The sequence below is a fragment of the Cupriavidus taiwanensis LMG 19424 genome (assembly GCF_000069785.1).
Lineage (GTDB): Bacteria > Pseudomonadota > Gammaproteobacteria > Burkholderiales > Burkholderiaceae > Cupriavidus > Cupriavidus taiwanensis.
Window position 1 is genome coordinate 407,812 of the sequence record NC_010529.1, and the last position, 17,270, is coordinate 425,081.

Consider the following 17,270-nt stretch of genomic DNA (forward strand, 5'->3'; position numbering starts at 1 on the left):
TCAGCTTCCTGTTAAACGGCCAAGCACACTCGATTCGCGTTTGTGCAGAGTATCCCTAGGGATTCTCTGCACAATTAGCCAGCGGATGTGCTTGCAATGAATCGTCGAGCCAGCGAGCATGTGGCGCATGAAACAAACTGACCTTGCTGAACTTGTCGACCAAGCGCAACCGCAAGCGCGAATTCCTGGACGAGATGAACCGGGTGGTGCCGTGGGCTGATCTGGTGATGCTGATCGCTCCGTACGCCCGAGAAGGCAAGCGCGGCCGTCCCCCGTTCGCGGTCGAGGCGATGCTGCGCATCCACTTCCTTCAGCAATGGTTCGGCCTGTCGGACCCGGCGATGGAAGAAGCGCTGCACGACGTTCCGCTGTATCGGGAGTTCGCCGGGTTGGATAACTGGACGGTGAGGCTGCCCCGATGAGAGCACCATCCTGGGGTTCCGTCATCTGCGAGAGAAGCACCCGCTCAGATTCTTGCGCTGGTCAACGACATCCTTCGCGACAAGGGATTGATGCTGCGCGCGGGCACGGTGGTAGACGCGACACTGATCAGCGCACCGGGCTCGACCAAGAATGCGTCGGTGTCGGGCGAACGCGACCCGGAGATGCACCAGAGCAAGAAAGGAAACCAGTGGTATTTCAGCATGGAAGGGCACATTGGCGTGGACGCCGAAAGCGGGCTGGCGCACACGGTGCGGGGCACGGCGGGCAACGTCAACGACGTGGTTGAGGCCAACAGTCTGCTGCATGGCGAGGAAACTGACGCGTTTGGCGATGCGGGCTATCAGGGCGTGGAGAAGCGTCCGGACGCGCGAGCAGGCGTGAACTGGCACGTGGCGAAGAAGCCAGGCAAACGTCGCGTTCTGGACCAAAGCAAACCGCTTGGCGCGCTCGTCGATCAGGTCGAGCGAATCAAGGCGGGCATCCGGGCAAAGGTCGAGCATCCGTTCCGGGTCACCAAGCGGCAGTTCGGCTACACCAAGGTCCGCTATCGAGGGCTGAGGAAGAACACCGCGCAACCCATAACCTTGTTCGTGCTGTCAAACCTGTGGATGGCGCACGGCAAACTGCTGGCTGCTTGGGCATGAGCGCGTTTCTGACTCACGCCGATGCCTCGCGCACAGCCCGCGAATGCTGCTGCGCGCGTGCCAGAAACCTTCGCTCCGGGCTGATAGGTTGGAGTCGTGGCGCATTCAGCTTCCTGTTAAACGGCCAAGCACACTCGATTCCCGTTTGTGCAGAGCATTCCTAGGAGACTCTGCGGCTTCTTCAAAGTGTTTCCGATTTACAACGCTCGGCGCGCTCTCGTTGCAGCTGCCGTGCCGCACTTGCGGGGTAACGACTCTGGGGAGAGGCTTTGGTAACATCGGCGCTCAATCGGCCAAAAGCGTAGTATTAGTGGCTTATGCGGCGCTTTTTCTGTGACTAACCCAACGAACAGTAGCCATGGATGGCTAGAAATCTCTTGCGGAACTTACCACGGTGGTAAATAATCGAAAGAACGTAAGCCAATACGCCGGAGCGAGTCCCTCAGATGTAGGTGGAGGCAGTCGTAAAATTCAGGGGAAGGCAGATGGGCCTCTTTACGATCCTGCGGCACTCATCGCGCTGCTCGAGGTTGGGGCGGATGGCGAGAACTATGCGCCAGTCATTCCATTCACCGAAAAGTGCGCTAGGGACGTCCAGAAGTATGAGCTGGACGCAAGAGAGCTAGCCACTCTGGTGAAGGACGCTGTTCGGTCGGGCACTTTCAAGGGCTCTGAATGGTGCGAGAAGCAGCCGGGCGGCCCTTGGGCGGCATGTGATGTCTATGTACTGATTCGCCAGGAATGGAATGAGTACGCCTACAAAGACATCACTCAGGAGTACTACGTCAAGCTAGCCATCAATCGTACTGGCAAGCTGATCCTACTCGTATCAATGCATCAGTAACGGGAGATCCAAATGACTACGCATGTTCTCTGCGATGTGTGCGGGGAAGGCCATGTCGCGTCCGTGTATGGACAAAATGAGATCGAGCACAAGGGCGCAACGTTCTCTGTGCCATTTGTCATGTCGCACTGTGAGGAGTGTGGCAGTGACTACGCGTCAGCGTCTGACATGCGTCAGAACAAGCGCGCGGTAGTGGAGCTTCGTAAAAAGCTAGAGTGTCTTCTGACCGGGCAAGAGGTTCATGCCATCCGTGTCGGCGCAGGCCTGAAGAAGGTACAGGCAGTAAAAATATTCGGTGGTGGGCCGGTCGCCTTTTCGAAGTACGAAGCGGATGATGTGACCCAATCCGCATCAATGGACAAACTCATCCGCGTAGCTGCACAGGTCCCGACTGCATTGGCATGGCTTGCTCATGCGGCAGGTGAGGAAGAGGTTGCGACGGCGATCTGTTCCAAGGAAGTGTCCCGAATCTCTACCATCCTGGAAGCGGATGGAGTGTTAAAGGACGCACGATGTGTGGTTCACGCGGTCCTCAAACATACGCTGTTAGATTCTCCCATTTCCTGTTACTCGAAGGTCTTTGTATCCGAGAGCAGCGAAGAGGATGAACTTGCAGTTGATGTGCAGACAGGCGGGACAGTGCATAGTATGGCCCGCTTTGTTCAGCGCAAGAATGCAGCCTACGAAATGTCGCTCGATTATGACGCTCCAGCTTCGAACTTGCCTGCGGCACTGAAGAGCATGCAGAGCTATAAGTTAGAAGCAGCCTAAGGTATGAGACCGAGTCCATTAAAGCTCAATTCGCTTAGATTCTTGCACGTGAGCGTCTATCCCAGAAATGAGCCTGAGACGCTGGATCCAGTAGAGAACCCCGCGCCAATTGATACCTGGGGAGCAAATATTCATTGTTCCCTTACCCATGCCGAAGCTGATAAGCTAGAAGGCGGGGAGGTCCGCGACTATATGGTTGCGTTAGGGATTCAAGTCAGTGACGGCCCGGAGAAAGAAGTTCCTTACAAGATTGATGTCGAATGTGTGGGATATTTTTCGATACCAAATGGGTTCCCTGACGCGGCGGAACGTCTCGAAATCGCTGTTGTGAATGGTGCGTCTTTGCTCTATGGTGCGATCAGAGAGCAAATCGCAACCGTTACAAGTCGGTGTTGGTACGGTGAGCTACGATTGCCATCGCTGAATTTTCGAGAGGATGGCCCAGCGGCTCGCGCTGCGGCAGAGGCGAAGCGGCGCGCTGCAGAAGAAAAGAGCGGTGCAACTCAACCATCTGCCGATCCAGAGTGATGTAACTTTGCATCATGTCTTGACAAAGCGGCCCGCAATTATGCGGGCCGTTTGCATTTCTGGTGCTAATGCCCGATGGTCTGAGTTGATCCGCGGTTCTCCATGCGCAAGTCTTTCCTCGGTAAATTGCGAGACCACTCAGCTTATGAGTAAGCGAGTCGCAAGCACCGTCTGTACCGTTCAGTAGAGTGGCGCCAAAGTAGTTCCCACCAAATAGTGATGGGAACTACTTTGTCACAGTTACAGGAAGTACCAGTTGCCGGCGGTCGCAAAGGCCGGCCGAACTACAACGAGGAATTCAAGCGGCGATTGGCAGCCGCTGCGTGTGAGCCGGGTGTCTCGGTATCGAAATTGGCGCGCGAGCATGGCATCAACGCGAACATGCTGTTCACTTGGCGCCGACGCTATCGAACGGAGCAGTGCCAGGAAGCTGCGGTGTTGTTGCCGGTGACGGTTGAACGCCCAAGCTCGCCACCCGGTCCGATGCCAATGAGTCCGGGCGCTGCGGTTTGCGAGCCGACGCCGCCGCACGGCGCCATCGAGATCCGCCTGGGCCGAGCGGTGATTCGCATCGAAGGGGCAGTCGACGCGAGCACGTTGCGTACGGTACTGGACCGTTTGACGCCATGATCGGGTTGCCGGCGGGAACACGCATCTGGATCGCTGCAGGCGTGACCGACATGCGCTGTGGATTCAACGGGCTCGCCGCGAAGGTGGAGGCGACTCTGCAAGAGAGCCCATTCTCCGGCCATGTCTTCGTCTTCCGCGGCAGGCGCGGCAACGTCATCAAGGTGTTGTGGTCAACGGGCGATGGACTTTGCTTGCTCTCGAAGCGCCTGGAGCGTGGACGTTTCGTCTGGCCGAAGGCCGACAGCGGCAAGATCCACCTGACGCAAGCGCAGTTGTCGATGCTGCTGGAGGGGATTAACTGGAAGCAGCCCGAGCGCACCTGGCCGCCACAGTCGGTGTTGTAAACCTTGCGGCATGTGCGTAAACTGCCGCGCATGCCAATCGACCCCAGCGATCTCCCCGACGACATTGAGGCCCTGAAGGCCTTGGTGTTGGCACAGCGGGAATCGATCGTACTCATGGAACGGGCCTTGGCGGTCCGCTCCATGGAGATCGAGCAGCTAAATCTGCAGATCTCAAAGCTGAGGCGGATGCAGTTTGGCCAGAAGTCCGAGAAGCTGGATCGACAGATTGAACAGCTTGAGACCCGACTGGAAGATCTGCTGGCCGAGGAAGGTGCGGCTGAAACCGAAGTCGATCCGCAGGCAACCCCTTCTGTCCGGAAGAAAGCGGTACGCAAGCCGTTGCCGGAGCACCTGGAGCGGGAGGAGCGCATTCTCGAGCCCGAGACCGAAGCCTGTCCAGAGTGCGGCGGTAAGCTCAAGCCGCTGGGCGAGGACATCTCGGAGCAACTCGATATCATCAGCAATTCATTCAGGGTGATTCGGCAGGTGCGGCGCAAGAAGGCCTGCGCCTGTTGTGATTGCATCGTCCAGGCTGCGGCGCCAAGCCGGCCGATGAGCGCGGCATTGCCACGGCGGGACTGCACGCTCACATACTGGTTGCCAAATACGCTGATCATCAACCGCTTAGATAGCGTCAAGCAGGACGGCCGGTCCAGCGACAATCATTTTGGCCGGTTGGCCGGGATGATTGTCGGTGAGTGTTAGGTCATGGTTGTCGCTCCGTTATCGATGTCGCGGTGATTGTCGTTGTCGCTGGATGATTGTCGTCGGCGAGCAGACTGCTTGTCGCTTGCGGTGCGCCGACGGTAGCTTTCGACGTTCATTTCAAAGATCGTCGAATGGTGGACGAGTCGGTCAATCGCGGCGATGGTCATGCCGGGGTCAGGGAACACGTTGTCCCAGCCTGAGAACGGCTGGTTGGCCGTGATCAGCAGACTGCGCCGCTCATAGCGCTCGGCGATCAGTTCGAATAGGACACTGGTTTCGGCCTGGTCCTTGCGGGCGTACGACAGGTCGTCCAGGATGATCAGGTCAAAGCGGTCGAGCTTGGCCAGGGCTGCAGGTAACTGCAGGCTCTGCCTGGCTGCCTGCAGCTTCTGGACGATCTCGCTGGTACGCGTGAACAGTACCCTGTACCCAGCGTCGATCAGGGCATGCCCGATGGCCGATCCGAGGTGGCTCTTCCCACCGCCCGGCGGGCCGAAGATCAACACATTGGCACCTTTCTCCAGCCAGGAATCACCGCTCGCCAGTGCCATCACGTGCGCCTTGGAGACCATGGGCACAGCACTGAAGTCGAAGGCAGCCAGCGTCTTGGTTGGATCCAGGCGGGATTCGGTTCGGTGTCGTTCGATACGCCGCTTGGCCCGTTCGGCCAGTTCGTGTTCGAGCAAGGCGCCAAGCAGCCGGGTTGCCTGCCAGCTTTCCTTGTCGGCGCGCTGTGCGAACTCTGGCCAGAGCCGGCCAATGGTGGGCAGGCGCAGTTCGTTGAGCATCAACGTCAGGCGGGCGGCATCAATTGGGAGCGGCGCGTTCATGCTGCGACCCCCTGGCCCAGCAGGGCGTCGTAGCAACTGGTCGCCGGCATCTGGACATGGATGACGGGGTGATCGGCTTGCCGCGGCGAGAACTCCTCGCGCAGCGCTTCCAGATCCGGCAGATCACCATCGCCCAACATGGCTTCCAGGCGCACGGCCAGCACGGCTTCGATACCGTCCATGGCCGCCAGCTCAAGCAGGCCAACCATCGTCTTGCACGCGTCGCGTTGCGACAGCCGGGCATCAAGCTGCTCCCAGGTTCGCCGATAGGCCTCCCGAGGGAACAGATCGTCCCGGAACGCCAGGCCCTTGAAGGCCTGCGGCTTACGTTTGAGCCCCTCAATGAAGTGCCGATAGTCGATAGCGCGGCGGGTGCTGTGCGCGGCGTGGGAGCCCCGAGGAGTGCTGAACACCATGGCTCCGGACAGGTAGCAGTCCAGTCGGTCGCCGTACACACGCACCTTCAGACGGTGACCAATCAGGCGGGACGGCGCGCTGTAGAGGATGCCGCGCACGGTGAATGTGCTGCAACGGGTGACACGCGCTTCCTCTTCGGCAAAGTCCGTCGTGCGCCGGGGAGGCAGGTCCGTCAACTGCTCGCGCTCGAGACGGAACGCCGCTGCATGACGCCGGTTACGACGCATCACGACCTCGCGCAGGAGCGCCTCATAGGCGGCTCGATCCTCGAAGTCCCGGTGGCCGCGCAGCATCAGTGCCTGGTCGACAGCCTCCTTCAGATAGCGGTGGGATGATTCCACACTGCCGTTCTCGTGGCCCAGGCCGCGGTTGTTACGGGTGCCGGTCATCCCATAGTGGTCCAGCAGGGCTTCGTAGCGCGTTGTGAAGTCCTCCTGCTCCTTCAGGTTCTTGAACGCCGCCGAGAGGCTGTCGGTGCGATGTTCTCGCGGGCAGCCGCCGGCCTGCCAGAGCGCGTTCTGCAAGCCCGAGGACAGCGCCTCGAAGCTCTCTCCGCCTTCAACCACTTGGGCGTACTCCCAGCGCGAGAACGCGAACACGAAGTGATACAGGCGGTGAGGGAATGGAACGCCGGAGATGGTGATGCCCAGCGCCTGCATATCGGTGAAGTCCGACAGTGCCCGGATCCCCGGCGCGTGTTCCTGTGGGAAGAAGACTTCTTTGGCCGGTCCAGACACAGCCCGCCACTTGCTGATGCGCCGTTCGAGCGTGCGGCGCATGCTGTCAGGGTATTGGTCGGGATGGTCGTCCTGGAGCTTGCGCAGAATGGTGATGGCTTGCAGGCGCGGCTCGCTAGCAAGCATCGGCACGACCTCGGTGTCCCAGACCTCGACGAATGGATCGGGCCGCGAGCGCCAGTAACGGCGGGGCTTCTGCGAAGGCAGTTGGCTATCACGTTCGATACGCCGGGCACTGCGCACACTGATGCCGGCCTTGGCAGCGGCAATCTCCTGGGTATGCTGTTTGCGTTTGGACATGTAGAGGCTAACCTGTTGGTCGGTAATACGGGTTCCAGACATGGACTGACCGCTTATTGATGCGATCAGCCATCGTAGAACCCGGCCAACTCGGCGCCGCCGGTGGCGGAAACTCTCCGGCGGCTACGCCGCCTCCGAGTTCCCGCCACCGGCCAAGATGTTTGTCGCTACGCCGGACAAAATGATTGTCGCCGCCCAACCGCTGTACCGCCAAGCCGCTATCTATGCTCGCCAGGGCGTGGAGCTGGACCGCACGACCATGGCGCGCGGGGTCGGCGCTTGCGGTGCGCTGGTACGCCCCCTCGTCGAGGCTTTGCACCGATACGTGATGATGCCCGGCAAGGTGCACGCGGACGACACGCCGCTGCCGGTACTTGCGCCAGGTAAGGGGCAGACCAAGACCGGAAGGCTATGGGCTTACGTGCGAGACGATCGCGCATCGGGTTCGGATGCTGCGCCTGCGGTCTGGTTCGCCTACACACCAAACCACCAGGGCCAACATCCCCAAGCGCATCTGGCCGGCTTCCGCGGCATCCTGCAGGCAGACGCGTATGCGGGCTTCAACGCTGTTTTTACCGATGGCAGTGTGCGCGAAGCAGCTTGTATGGCTCACGCGCGCCGTAAGGTGCACGATCTGCATGTCCGCAAGGCAACGCCGACCACAACGGAGGCGTTACGCCGGATCGGCGAGCTCTATGCCATCGAAGCGGAGATCCGGGGTAAGCTGCTGGCGCCTTTATGCCGAAGAGCTACCTGCCGTGCGTCAAGACCGATCCCGATGCCAAGCTCTACCGCAAGGGCAAGACATCCAGTGAGCTGCGCTACATGGGTCATACCCTGAGCGACAACCGCCATGGCCTGGTGGTTAGCGCCATGGTGACCAAGGCGGACGGACACGCCGAGCGGGAGGCCGCAAAGGTCATGCTTAACGATGCCAGGCAGGTGATTGAAGACCTGAATGTGGAAGTCACCGTGGGCGCGGACAAGGGCTATGACGCGCACGAGTTCATTGAGGCCTGCCTGGAAATGAAGGTGACGCCCCACGTGGCGCAGAACACATCGGGTCGTCGCTCGGCCGTTGCTGATGCCATTGCTTCCAGCGCCGGTTATGCCGTCTCGCAACAAAAGCGCAAGCTGATCGAACAGGGCTTCGGGTGGGTCAAGACCGTGGGGCGCATGCGTCAGGTGATGGTGCGCGGTCTGAAGAAAGTCGATCAGATGTTTGTGCTGAGCATGGCCGCCTACCACCTCGTGCGCATGCGCTCGCTGGGACAAATCCGTCCGCAGTTGCAGTAATCGCGCTAATGAGGCCGGAATGGGCGCCAAAACGCGGAAAAAGCCGAGGCAGTGACGTCCGGCTTCCGGATTGTGAAAAACAGCGCTCCCCGCCTTGCGGGGAAAAACTCATCGCTAGCGCGATGAGTACTTCAGCAGCCTGATAGGGGATACGTGATTTGAAAGCAGCCCAGCCCCATGAACTATGTCAAAGAAAATGTTCGCCACCATACAACGACTCGTGCAGGGCTGGACATTCGGTTAAGAAATTTGCTGAGCCACCCAATGGCTCGGCGTAAGGCTATTCAGCTTTCATGGCGAATATGCAGACGCTATTCATCACAGTCGCCCCAAGGCGGAATGGTGAAGTGCGCAATCACTACTTGAAGACGGAGTGTACTCAGTCGCTTCCTTCAATATCTCTGCTTCCTGTGTCTTTTTTCCCAAGAGCCTTTGCAACTCTCGAATCTCGTTCATCGCGGCGGCTAATTGAGATGCGGGAACCAAAGCCTCGCCGATATTGTGAGGGGCCAGAGTACCATCTTGGTACTGCTTCCGCCATGCGGACACTTGATTGGGATTGACTTCATGGCGCCTGGCCACCTCTAAGACGGTTACACCTGGTTCCAGGGTTTCCTGCACAATAGCAAGCTTTTCATGCACGGACCGCCGCCGCCGCCGCTCTGGCTCGCTCAAGGCCTCGTTTCCTCCTTCAGAAGGGTTGGACTTCAAACTGGTCACAAAATATCTCCTCTAATTTAAAAACGTCCCTAGGTATCATACGAGGCAGGCATGTCTTGGTGAACACGCTGACATTAGCTAGCTCACCGTTCCATTAACTCATCAGGCAGCACTACCGCGGACTCTTTAGTTTCCAGCCAATTGCGTAAAGCATGAAAACGAAATATTAAAACCCATGCGTTACATGGCCCAAGAGACTGAAACTGAAACAAGGAACGCCGCACGTTTTTGATTTGCCTTAGCATGCTTCAGCATCTGATACATGACAGGTGACTAGAATGAGGCGTCTTGTGGCTTGCAAAAACCTGACGCAGCCTGGAGTCGATGACTTCGAAGAAGTACCATCACTACCTTGCAAATAACGCCTCAGCAATTCTTCGAGCGAGCTTCGCACCAATGTTGGTGGAACCCGGAGTTGTAAGTCATTTGAATGAAAAATCATCAGCCGCCTCCAGGAAGTCGGGATTGTAGAGGGCGTACCTCCGGACGTAAAATGAACTGTATTCAAATCGTTATGAAGCTCGCTCATGAGGGTATGTGAAGACCGCTGCTGCAATAGAAAATGAGTACGGTACAGCACATCCATGACGCGCCCCTTCATGTATCAGAGATGCCCTGTGCCGGCATATGCCTTGACTATAGCGGGCACTTTGCTTGCCTCATAAGGCGTTATCATGCAGGACGAGGCCTTGGACTTTGATGAGTGAATTATATTTTTTCTCAGCGCTTCAAATGCTTCCATTACGGCAGAGTATTGCGTAAAATCGTTGTTCGAGGGTTCAGGGATAGCGACATTGCCGAGGCAAGGGCGACCGGCTTTTTCTTTGCACTCCCGCTGGGCTACAGCGCCGAGACTACCGAGCGCTCCAAAGATATAGCCATCGTCAGGCAAAATTGGAAAGATCACATTATCAAAGTAGTTCGCCTCGACAAAAAGATGTGCTTTTTCACTCGAGTCGATCGCATGCCAAGAACCATTCTGGAAATAGTTATTAACCACATGCACAATGGCATCGCTGCCAGAAACTTTCGGTGCTCGCCCGGAAAAATCATGAATCCAATTATTGGATAAAGTAATATTTTGCTTTTTTGCAGTTAGCAAGATATTCCAATAATGTTTCCCGTTGCACTCAGGTGAGTAAGCGCTTGTGCCGTCGAAATTATTCCACGAAATAGTGACGTTGATTGCAGGCCTGAAGTGATCGACAATCATTTGTCGGCCAATATTGTGGAAGGTATTATGATCTATCCAAACTCGGTCCACCCCTTCCAGCGATATTGCGTCGCCACCAAAAACGATGCCGTTATTAATGTCACTTATCGTAAGATTTCTTATTTCGACGTTGCGGGAGTTCACCAGACGCAGTCCCTTTCCCTTTAGCGCTGCGGACGAGCTGGCGCCAATTAAGGTCTTATTTGAACCGACCGATAGCGGATTTTTCCCGGCCGCATCGTAAGTAATCCCTGTGACTTCTTTTCCACTGCAATGCCTATCGTTCGCATCGACAAGGATCAATGCTTCCGGCTCGTACGGCGTCGGACATTCACCTTTTATTTTGCCGGGATAACAGCCACGCTCCGAGGAGGTTTTTTCTGTCCCTGTGTAGTCAATCGTTGTTGCGATTCTTATGATGCGTGGAGTTGCATCAGAGCATACTCCTTCCGCATTAAATGAATTACACAGGGCATTCTTCAGTTGCTCCCGGCCATCAATTGGATCTGTGATATTCACGACTTCCCCGCCCATCCCGCCGATCGTTGCTGCGCCGAACCCTTTCGGCCGACTAAAATCAAATTCCGTTGCGCACGATCCGGATAAATTAAACAGGAAGGCCGCCGAGCCCAGCACCAGAGTCGCTCGCTTGAATGCCATATGAAATAACATATAATTCCTTGTCAATATTTAGACATTGCCAATAATTGAGGTTTCCTATTTTCGGCTTCCATAGGTCCGGGGTTATGCAGCCCAATCTGTCGCCTGCTGAACAGTGAGCCAGTCCTGCAGGAACTGAGTCGGCGATTACGAAGGTGAGGGACGAATGACGACCACTGCGGTTATAGAACACTTCGATGTATTCGAACAGGTCCGCAGCGGCCTCACGTTGCGTCCGGTACCGCGTGGAAGGAGTTCGTTCGTTCTCCAAACTGTTGAAGAGCTCTTCGTCGGCGCGTCCCAACAATTTCCCCATGCCGGGCCTGCGGCGGAACCACGCCAACACATCCGCCACAAGGTCCGCCGTCATGCGCGCCTTGATGGACCAGCCCACGACTTCCCGATTCAACAGATCCAGCACCAATTCAGTGCCGGCTAAATCAACCCGTCGCGAGATGCGATGGTGGCAAATTCTGGGAACTTCAGGGTAGAATCTCGCGCGTCGCTACAGGGCCGGACGCTGTGTTGGTTGCAGGCAGCGGACTCATAATCCGCCGGGGATATCCCACCGTGGGTTCGAATCCCACCCGGCCCACCAAGCGCGATATCTTTCATAGCTCTTCGACTCTTCGCCAGGAACGGCGATATCCAACCAATCTGTAGCTTCACGTTCTCGAAGCTATAAAGGCGCACGACGGCCGCTGGACAGACAAACCAGGCACTGCGGGTATTGCATCGACCAAGTCTTCGAGGACAACCGAGTCGTGCCGATTGAAACCGATGACAGTCAGTGCCCGAGGAACGCCTTGCCGGTCTACGATGAGATGGCGTTTGCTGCCTAATCTGCCGCGATCTGTGTGGTTGGGCCCGGTATGCTCGGTGCTCGGGGCTGGCGCATTGCTGCGCTGGCAAGCTTCGCCCGACTCCACTCATCCCAGGTTCGGCGCGCTCGCGAGCAACACGGACGGTCTCTGTGCGCTTCACCTGGGAAAGCGTCGGCAACAGACAGACGCGCGCCACCCGCAGCAGGGTGCGGCTATAGCAGCGCGTGTCGCAAAAGTCGACTGTGGTCAACCACATCAAGTCACACCGGGGCAATATGTCCCTGTTCAGGGAGCGTTTGAACTGGCTGGCAATGACGAAGCCCGATCATAGCAGGAAGACCGCGCGCTTCGACGTCGGCTTGGGTCGACCCCGGAGCAGCTGCAGTAGCGGGCCGGCAGCAGCACTAGGAGTCGATATGTGTCAACAGGCAAGCACCTGCAATGTGCGTTGGTGCCCGTTACGCCGGGGTACGGGGTGACAATTTGCATACTGGGCGGTAATCGCGCCTGAACTGCGATTTTCTCCGACGCAATTGAGGCGGCGCGGGCGCCAATCCCATCATGACTTCGAACTGTAAATCTTATCTATTAAATTCGCATAAGTGTCAGGGCTCACTCCAGATTTGCTTAGCCTTGCGCGCAAAGTCCTACCTTTGATTTTATTAATGCTATTCTTGAGGTCCATTAAGCCTTGTAATTTCGGGGACTCCTTTACGTCCTTTGGCTGTTGCTCGACGAGAACGGCGACGGCATCAATTACTCTGCCTATTTGGCTTCCATAGCTGTGATCACGCGTGATTTCACGCTCCATATCCGGATCCGAGCTATTCTCCTTGTTGATGGTGATTGAATTGTTGGTAGTGCTATTGGTTGCGAACCAGCCCGGCAAAATCGGCTGGCAGAAAGTTGCAAATATCTGCGAAAACGCCTTCATGGTTTCCGCCATTGAGTCGATAAATTTGTCAGTATCATTGGCATTTTTATCATGTGCACACATATTTGCATACCTCATTTTCTATATAGCGGCTTGGACAATGTCTAGTGACTAATAAAGCAGGGATTGAGGTGGATAATCCTCGGCTAAAACCGTGACCACCAACCCTGCAATGAAAGGATCGGCGTACCTCATCTGCTTTGCCCCAGTCCGCTCACGCAAACCTTATGCCAAATAGCGCAGCGTTCCGAGAGACGCTCGTAGGCGGACCCAAAACAAGGGGGGCCGCTGAAGATAGTGACGGTTCAGCGTCGATTTGACTCGCCCACAGACGGCTCAGCGAAGCAGGTGCCGATCTAGGCGCAGATAGGATTGAGAATGAAGGGAACGGAAATAGTGCGGCTGAGACTACGGAGTCTGCGGCCACAGGTCCCTTATTCTCACATCTGCGGCAAGAATCGGCACAGTCATTCGAGCGATGCTATGTGCTGAAAGAATGCCCACATAATTCGTTGGCTTTGTCGAATTTCCGACGTCACGATTGCATATTTGGGCACCTCGGTGCCGGCGCGCTTTTTGTTTCTAAGCCGCAGTGCATCGAAATCTTTGATGACAGGTCACCGACTCATCTGCTCATGTCAGGGCTATGAAGTCGCACAGTAAGCTATATAGGAGGGCAAACTCGTAGAGCGAGCCGACAAGGTTTGTGATTAGCCAGCGCCCAGATGGGGGCAGTGATGATTCTACCTCCGGCTTTGGCAGATTCAGAAAGTGGCGGCGCGATTTTGGCAATGCACCGTTGTCTGATCAGTCAGTCCCGATTCGGCATCTCGCCGTCATACTCGAGCAATTGGCCGGTCAGCGCAACAGCTTGATGGAATCGTTCAGCCGGTGTATCGAAGTTTAGTGCCTTGCGCGGGCGTTCGTGGAGCCGCCTGGCAATGGCATTGAGCTTGGCTTGCGAATAGATCGAGAGATCGGTTCCTTTCGGAAGGTACTGTCTCAAGAGCTCGTTGGTGTTTTCGTTCGTGCCGCGCTGCCAGGGATTTTGAGGTTCGCAGAAATAGACCCTGATATCGGTCGCGACAGTGAAGCTCTTGTGGCCAGCCATCTCTGTGCCGCGATCCCACGTCAGCGATTTTGTAACAATTCCTGCTGTAGTTTGCCAGCGTGCTTGATCAGGGCGTTGACTACAGCCTCAGAGTCCTTGCTGGCAATCTTCACGAGCATCACGAACTTTGTCTGGCGTTCGACGAGTGTTGCAATCTGGCTGTTGGCGCTGCCGACAGCAGATCGCCTTCCCAGTGTCCAGGCATCGCGCGATCCTCTGCCGTATGGAAGGCCTGATTCAGGGTCGCATGTCATGACAACGCCACTTACCGCGATATCTTTGGCCATCGGTTGGACGAACACCTCGTCGGATGGCAATAGGGTGCCGTACGAAGAGAACACATCATCTATTGCTTGAATCAGTTGCTCATCGGTACGGACATTTAATACAGCGGTCTGCCATGCTGACGGGTGACCCGATCGATGACCGAAAAGCTGAGCCCGGGTGTGGCAAAAGTACTCAAACGGTTGGCGGAGGAAAGATGCTGCGCGACAAGGATTATCGGCCCACCTTCGATCGTCTTTTCGTAACCCTTCCCGGCCAGTCGGCTCGGCCAGTTCGAATGGCTGCAATGGCCGATCTTCTTCAGGTTGCGGTCATCAAAGGCGGCGTAATGGTAAGCGACCGAGAAACGGCGTCCTAGTTTTGTAGGGTGAGTCTTGGCAGGCTTGCGTCCGCAAACACTTTGCGGACGCAAACCATGATCACTGACGATATTGATGTTGACTGCTTTCCACTGCGAGTAGTGCGTGTCCGGCGCAATGGGAAACGCGATTACGAGCCGGTGGCCAAGCGGCGTTTGATTGAGCTGTGTCTTCGGCCTGGCGCATCGGTGGCAGGCATGGCGCTCAAGGCTCAAGTCAATGCCAATCAACTGCGCAAATGGATTCGGCTGCATCGGGAATCGAGGGCAGTGGAACACGGTTCGCTGGCGGCGTTCGTGCCGGTTGTTCAGGGAATCCGATCCCCTGAAGTCGAAGCTGTGGTCACTGCGCCGCGTCGCACGACGGCCGTGGCAGTTGAACCGCAACCTCAGCCGTCGCGATCAGTCGCGCTGCTGAGTGCGAAGTTGCCAAACGGCGTAGCGATTGAGCTCGCATGCGGTGAGCGTGACGGTGAACTCGTAAAGGCGATGATCGAAGCGTTGGGGGCGAGCTGATGTTCCGCTTCGACGAAGGGCTGAAGGTCTACCTGCACCGGGAAGCTGTGGATTTCCGCAAGAGTATCAATGGTCTGTCGGCGCTGGTCGAGCAGTCGCTGGGGCTCGATCCGTTCGCACAAGCGGTCTACGTGTTTCGCAATCGACGAGCCGATAGGATCAAGCTGCTTGGCTGGGACCGGAACGGATATTGGCTCTTTTTGAAACGACTTGAGGCAGACCGTTTTGCTTGGCCGCGTGGGGCGGCAGTGGCGACGCTCTCGGTCGAGCAACTTCACTGGCTGCTGGACGGCATCGACATCAGTGCCGTCCAGCGGCACCCGCCGCGACATTACCAACGGGCCGTGTGAACGCTGCATGACATCGACGGTCAAATCCGCCATGTCGTCAACGCCTGTCACGATTACCGCCGCGGAACTCCAGCTCTTGCGCAATGCCGCCAAGGAGCGCGATGCGCTCAAAGGCAAACTGCGCGTGGTGACGGTCGAGCGTGACCTGCTGCTCGAGAGGCTCAAGGCCTTCCAGCGCAAGCTGTTCGGCGCCACGAGCGAGGTTCGGGGATCGCAGCAGAAGGACCTGTTCCTCAATGAAGCCGAGACGCTGGCGCCAACGGCGGCGACACTTCCGGCACAGGAAGAAGAAGGTACGCCAGAGATTGAGGTGGCCGGTCACAAGCGCAAGAAGCGCGGCCGCAAGCCGTTGGACCCGGCGCTTCCCCGCGTGCCAATGCGCCACGAACTGCCGGAGTCAGAGCGGGATTACTGCAACTGCGGACGGATTTGTCCCAGCGAGCGCATGCGCACGATGTGGTAGGCGGCCATGCTCAGCACAAACATCTGATCGACTTTCTTCAGACCGCGCACCATCACCTGACGCATGCGCCCCACGGTCTTGACCCACCCGAAGCCCTGTTCGATCAGCTTGCGCTTTTGTTGCGAGACGGCATAACCGGCGCTGGAAGCAATGGCATCAGGAACGGCCGAGCGACGACCCGATGTGTTCTGCGCCACGTGGGGCGTCACCTTCATTTCCAGGCAGGCCTCAATGAACTCGTGCGCGTCATAGCCCTTGTCCGCGCCCACGGTGACTTCCACATTCAGGTCTTCAATCACCTGCCTGGCATCGTTAAGCATGACCTTTGCGGCCTCCCGCTCGGCGTGTCCGTCCGCCTTGGTCACCATGGCGCTAACCACCAGGCCATGGCGGTTGTCGCTCAGGGTATGACCCATGTAGCGCAGCTCACTGGATGTCTTGCCCTTGCGGTAGAGCTTGGCATCGGGATCGGTCTTGGATTCGTGTGTCTCGTTGCTGCGCTTGCGACCTTTGAAGTTGCCGCCGGCGTCATCGTCTTGGTCGTCGCCATCCTTGCGCACGAAGCTCTTGTGGCCTGCCCACGCCTGTATCAGCGTGCCGTCCACGCTGAAGTGCTCACCCGACAGCCAGTTCTTCTTCTGCGCGATGGCCAGCACCTCGTTGAAAAACTGGATCACCGCATCATGCTTGATCAGTCGCTCGCGGTTCTTGGTGAAGACCGTGGGCACCCAAACTGAGTCGTCCATCGACAGCCCGATGAACCAGCGAAACAGCAGGTTGTATTGCGTCTGCTCCATGAGCTGGCGCTCAGAGCGAATGCTGTAGAGCACCTGCAGCAGCATGGCCCGCAGCAACTTCTCCGGCGCGATACTGGGGCGGCCACCCTTGATATCGGCCTCGTACATCTGCGCGAACAGCCGGTCCATCTTCACCAGCGCCTGGTTGGCCATAGTCCGGATCGAGCGCAGCGGATGGGACTGCGGCACGAAATCCTCCAGCCTCCGCATAGTGAACAAGCTTTCCGTGAAGGTATCTGCGCCGCGCATGAATGTGGGATTGGATGGGATCCTCAAAGCAACGCTTCAGCCAGTCGTCGCGCTGACGTCCGCTGGAGGTATTTCAGCGGCCTGTTAAGCCTCTCGAGCAGCAGGTCACGCTCGACCGTCACCACGCGCAACTCGCCTTTGAGCGCATCGCGCTCCTTGGCGGCATTGCGCAAGAGCTGGAGTTCCGCAGCGGTAATCGTGACAGGCGTTGACGACATGACGGATTTGACCGTCGCTGTCATGCAGCGTTCACACGGCCCGTTGGTAATGTCGCGGTGGATGCCGCTGGATGGCACT

General features: G+C 57.3%; 13 protein-coding genes, 1 tRNA gene and 9 pseudogenes. 13 read left to right on the top strand and 10 right to left on the bottom strand.

Going from position 1 to position 17,270, the window contains the following annotated elements:
- Positions 1 to 127 precede the first annotated feature (127 nt).
- The 6 genes and pseudogenes from RALTA_RS28205 to RALTA_RS28225 form a co-directional block, all read left to right on the top strand.
- Positions 128 to 1,088 (top strand): annotated as a pseudogene (locus tag RALTA_RS28205) (IS5 family transposase).
- A gap of 856 nt (positions 1,089 to 1,944) precedes the next feature.
- Positions 1,945 to 2,703: a type II toxin-antitoxin system MqsA family antitoxin gene (locus RALTA_RS28215; RefSeq protein ID WP_012354751.1), complete on the top strand. Its 759-nt coding sequence runs from the start codon at positions 1,945 to 1,947 to the stop codon at positions 2,701 to 2,703.
- A 48-nt stretch (positions 2,704 to 2,751) separates the two neighbouring features.
- Positions 2,752 to 3,231: a protein-export chaperone SecB gene (locus RALTA_RS29850; protein WP_157625308.1), complete on the top strand. Its 480-nt coding sequence runs from the start codon at positions 2,752 to 2,754 to the stop codon at positions 3,229 to 3,231.
- Between the two features lie 219 nt (positions 3,232 to 3,450).
- On the top strand, positions 3,451 to 3,861 hold the full coding sequence (gene tnpA / locus RALTA_RS29855) for an IS66-like element accessory protein TnpA (RefSeq protein WP_081479552.1): 411 nt from the start codon (positions 3,451 to 3,453) through the stop codon (positions 3,859 to 3,861).
- Positions 3,858 to 4,205 (top strand): IS66 family insertion sequence element accessory protein TnpB, encoded by a 348-nt coding sequence (tnpB, locus tag RALTA_RS28220; protein ID WP_012354753.1) that lies wholly within the window; start codon positions 3,858 to 3,860, stop codon positions 4,203 to 4,205. The genes tnpA (RALTA_RS29855) and tnpB (RALTA_RS28220) overlap by 4 nt, the downstream gene beginning before the upstream one ends.
- Positions 4,206 to 4,235: 30 nt before the next feature.
- A pseudogene (locus tag RALTA_RS28225) lies at positions 4,236 to 4,831 on the top strand (IS66 family transposase); the annotation flags it as partial.
- A 75-nt stretch (positions 4,832 to 4,906) separates the two neighbouring features.
- Here the strand turns inward: RALTA_RS28225 and istB are convergent.
- Positions 4,907 to 5,743: an IS21-like element helper ATPase IstB gene (gene istB, locus RALTA_RS28230; protein WP_012354406.1), complete on the bottom strand. Its 837-nt coding sequence runs from the start codon at positions 5,741 to 5,743 to the stop codon at positions 4,907 to 4,909.
- Positions 5,740 to 7,239 (bottom strand): IS21 family transposase, encoded by a 1,500-nt coding sequence (gene istA / locus RALTA_RS28235; protein ID WP_012354405.1) that lies wholly within the window; start codon positions 7,237 to 7,239, stop codon positions 5,740 to 5,742. Before istA ends, istB begins: the two co-directional genes overlap by 4 nt.
- Positions 7,240 to 7,396: 157 nt before the next feature.
- On the opposite strand from istA, the pseudogene RALTA_RS29865 reads away from it, so the two are divergent.
- Positions 7,397 to 7,918: pseudogene (locus RALTA_RS29865) on the top strand (IS66 family transposase); the annotation flags it as partial.
- 44 nt (positions 7,919 to 7,962) lie between these two features.
- Positions 7,963 to 8,493 (top strand): annotated as a pseudogene (locus RALTA_RS28240) (transposase); the annotation flags it as partial.
- 324 nt (positions 8,494 to 8,817) lie between these two features.
- Here RALTA_RS28240 and RALTA_RS28940 read toward each other — a convergent pair.
- The 3 genes and pseudogenes from RALTA_RS28940 to RALTA_RS29875 form a co-directional block, all read right to left on the bottom strand.
- Positions 8,818 to 9,213, bottom strand: a pseudogene (locus RALTA_RS28940) (transposase); the annotation flags it as partial.
- 604 nt (positions 9,214 to 9,817) lie between these two features.
- The gene (locus RALTA_RS29870; protein ID WP_157625309.1) at positions 9,818 to 11,086 is read right to left on the bottom strand and encodes a pectate lyase family protein; all 1,269 of its coding nucleotides are present in this window, start codon (positions 11,084 to 11,086) and stop codon (positions 9,818 to 9,820) included.
- An 84-nt stretch (positions 11,087 to 11,170) separates the two neighbouring features.
- Positions 11,171 to 11,510: pseudogene (locus RALTA_RS29875) on the bottom strand (IS3 family transposase); the annotation flags it as partial.
- A gap of 86 nt (positions 11,511 to 11,596) precedes the next feature.
- Here RALTA_RS29875 and RALTA_RS28245 point away from each other — a divergent pair.
- Positions 11,597 to 11,684, top strand: a tRNA-Ile gene (locus tag RALTA_RS28245).
- A gap of 91 nt (positions 11,685 to 11,775) precedes the next feature.
- Here the strand turns inward: RALTA_RS28245 and RALTA_RS30905 are convergent.
- From RALTA_RS30905 to RALTA_RS29890, 3 genes and pseudogenes are all read right to left on the bottom strand, one after another.
- A pseudogene (locus RALTA_RS30905) lies at positions 11,776 to 12,017 on the bottom strand (IS5/IS1182 family transposase); the annotation flags it as partial.
- A 452-nt stretch (positions 12,018 to 12,469) separates the two neighbouring features.
- Positions 12,470 to 12,907 carry a hypothetical protein gene (locus RALTA_RS29885; protein ID WP_012354759.1) on the bottom strand — a complete coding sequence of 146 codons (438 nt, stop codon included), beginning with the start codon at positions 12,905 to 12,907 and terminating at the stop codon, positions 12,470 to 12,472.
- Positions 12,908 to 13,655: 748 nt separating this feature from the next.
- A pseudogene (locus tag RALTA_RS29890) lies at positions 13,656 to 14,175 on the bottom strand (IS30 family transposase); the annotation flags it as partial.
- A 261-nt stretch (positions 14,176 to 14,436) separates the two neighbouring features.
- Between RALTA_RS29890 and RALTA_RS30540 the strand changes: the two are divergent.
- From RALTA_RS30540 to RALTA_RS28260, 4 genes and pseudogenes are all read left to right on the top strand, one after another.
- Positions 14,437 to 14,598 carry a hypothetical protein gene (locus RALTA_RS30540; RefSeq protein ID WP_157877314.1) on the top strand — a complete coding sequence of 54 codons (162 nt, stop codon included), beginning with the start codon at positions 14,437 to 14,439 and terminating at the stop codon, positions 14,596 to 14,598.
- A gap of 57 nt (positions 14,599 to 14,655) precedes the next feature.
- Positions 14,656 to 15,114: an IS66-like element accessory protein TnpA gene (tnpA, locus tag RALTA_RS29895; protein ID WP_081479541.1), complete on the top strand. Its 459-nt coding sequence runs from the start codon at positions 14,656 to 14,658 to the stop codon at positions 15,112 to 15,114.
- Positions 15,114 to 15,464 carry an IS66 family insertion sequence element accessory protein TnpB gene (gene tnpB / locus RALTA_RS28255; protein ID WP_012354445.1) on the top strand — a complete coding sequence of 117 codons (351 nt, stop codon included), beginning with the start codon at positions 15,114 to 15,116 and terminating at the stop codon, positions 15,462 to 15,464. Before tnpA (RALTA_RS29895) ends, tnpB (RALTA_RS28255) begins: the two co-directional genes overlap by 1 nt.
- A 31-nt stretch (positions 15,465 to 15,495) precedes the next feature.
- Positions 15,496 to 15,900, top strand: a pseudogene (locus RALTA_RS28260) (transposase domain-containing protein); the annotation flags it as partial.
- Here RALTA_RS28260 and RALTA_RS28265 read toward each other — a convergent pair.
- Together RALTA_RS28265 and RALTA_RS28270 are read right to left on the bottom strand one after the other, a co-directional pair.
- Entirely contained in the window at positions 15,873 to 16,973 is a 1,101-nt protein-coding gene (locus RALTA_RS28265) for an IS5 family transposase (protein WP_012354760.1), read from the bottom strand. The pseudogene RALTA_RS28260 and the gene RALTA_RS28265 overlap by 28 nt on opposite strands.
- Before the next feature lie 23 nt (positions 16,974 to 16,996).
- Positions 16,997 to 17,215 carry a hypothetical protein gene (locus RALTA_RS28270; RefSeq protein ID WP_041232868.1) on the bottom strand — a complete coding sequence of 73 codons (219 nt, stop codon included), beginning with the start codon at positions 17,213 to 17,215 and terminating at the stop codon, positions 16,997 to 16,999.
- Between the last annotated feature and the right edge of the window lie 55 nt (positions 17,216 to 17,270).

Excerpts from the sequence above, each read along its gene's own strand:
- RALTA_RS28270 (WP_041232868.1), bottom strand. The coding sequence starts at position 17,215 with ATGACAGCGACGGTCAAATCCGTCATGTCGTCAACGCCTGTCACGATT.
- RALTA_RS28215 (WP_012354751.1), top strand. The coding sequence starts at position 1,945 with ATGACTACGCATGTTCTCTGCGATGTGTGCGGGGAAGGCCATGTCGCG.
- istB (WP_012354406.1), bottom strand. The coding sequence starts at position 5,743 with ATGAACGCGCCGCTCCCAATTGATGCCGCCCGCCTGACGTTGATGCTC.
- tnpA (WP_081479552.1), top strand. The coding sequence starts at position 3,451 with ATGGGAACTACTTTGTCACAGTTACAGGAAGTACCAGTTGCCGGCGGT.
- RALTA_RS28265 (WP_012354760.1), bottom strand. The coding sequence starts at position 16,973 with ATGCGCGGCGCAGATACCTTCACGGAAAGCTTGTTCACTATGCGGAGG.
- RALTA_RS29885 (WP_012354759.1), bottom strand. The coding sequence starts at position 12,907 with ATGTGTGCACATGATAAAAATGCCAATGATACTGACAAATTTATCGAC.
- RALTA_RS29870 (WP_157625309.1), bottom strand. The coding sequence starts at position 11,086 with ATGGCATTCAAGCGAGCGACTCTGGTGCTGGGCTCGGCGGCCTTCCTG.
- tnpB (WP_012354445.1), top strand. The coding sequence starts at position 15,114 with ATGTTCCGCTTCGACGAAGGGCTGAAGGTCTACCTGCACCGGGAAGCT.
- tnpA (WP_081479541.1), top strand. The coding sequence starts at position 14,656 with ATGATCACTGACGATATTGATGTTGACTGCTTTCCACTGCGAGTAGTG.
- RALTA_RS30540 (WP_157877314.1), top strand. The coding sequence starts at position 14,437 with ATGCTGCGCGACAAGGATTATCGGCCCACCTTCGATCGTCTTTTCGTA.
- istA (WP_012354405.1), bottom strand. The coding sequence starts at position 7,239 with ATGTCTGGAACCCGTATTACCGACCAACAGGTTAGCCTCTACATGTCC.
- tnpB (WP_012354753.1), top strand. The coding sequence starts at position 3,858 with ATGATCGGGTTGCCGGCGGGAACACGCATCTGGATCGCTGCAGGCGTG.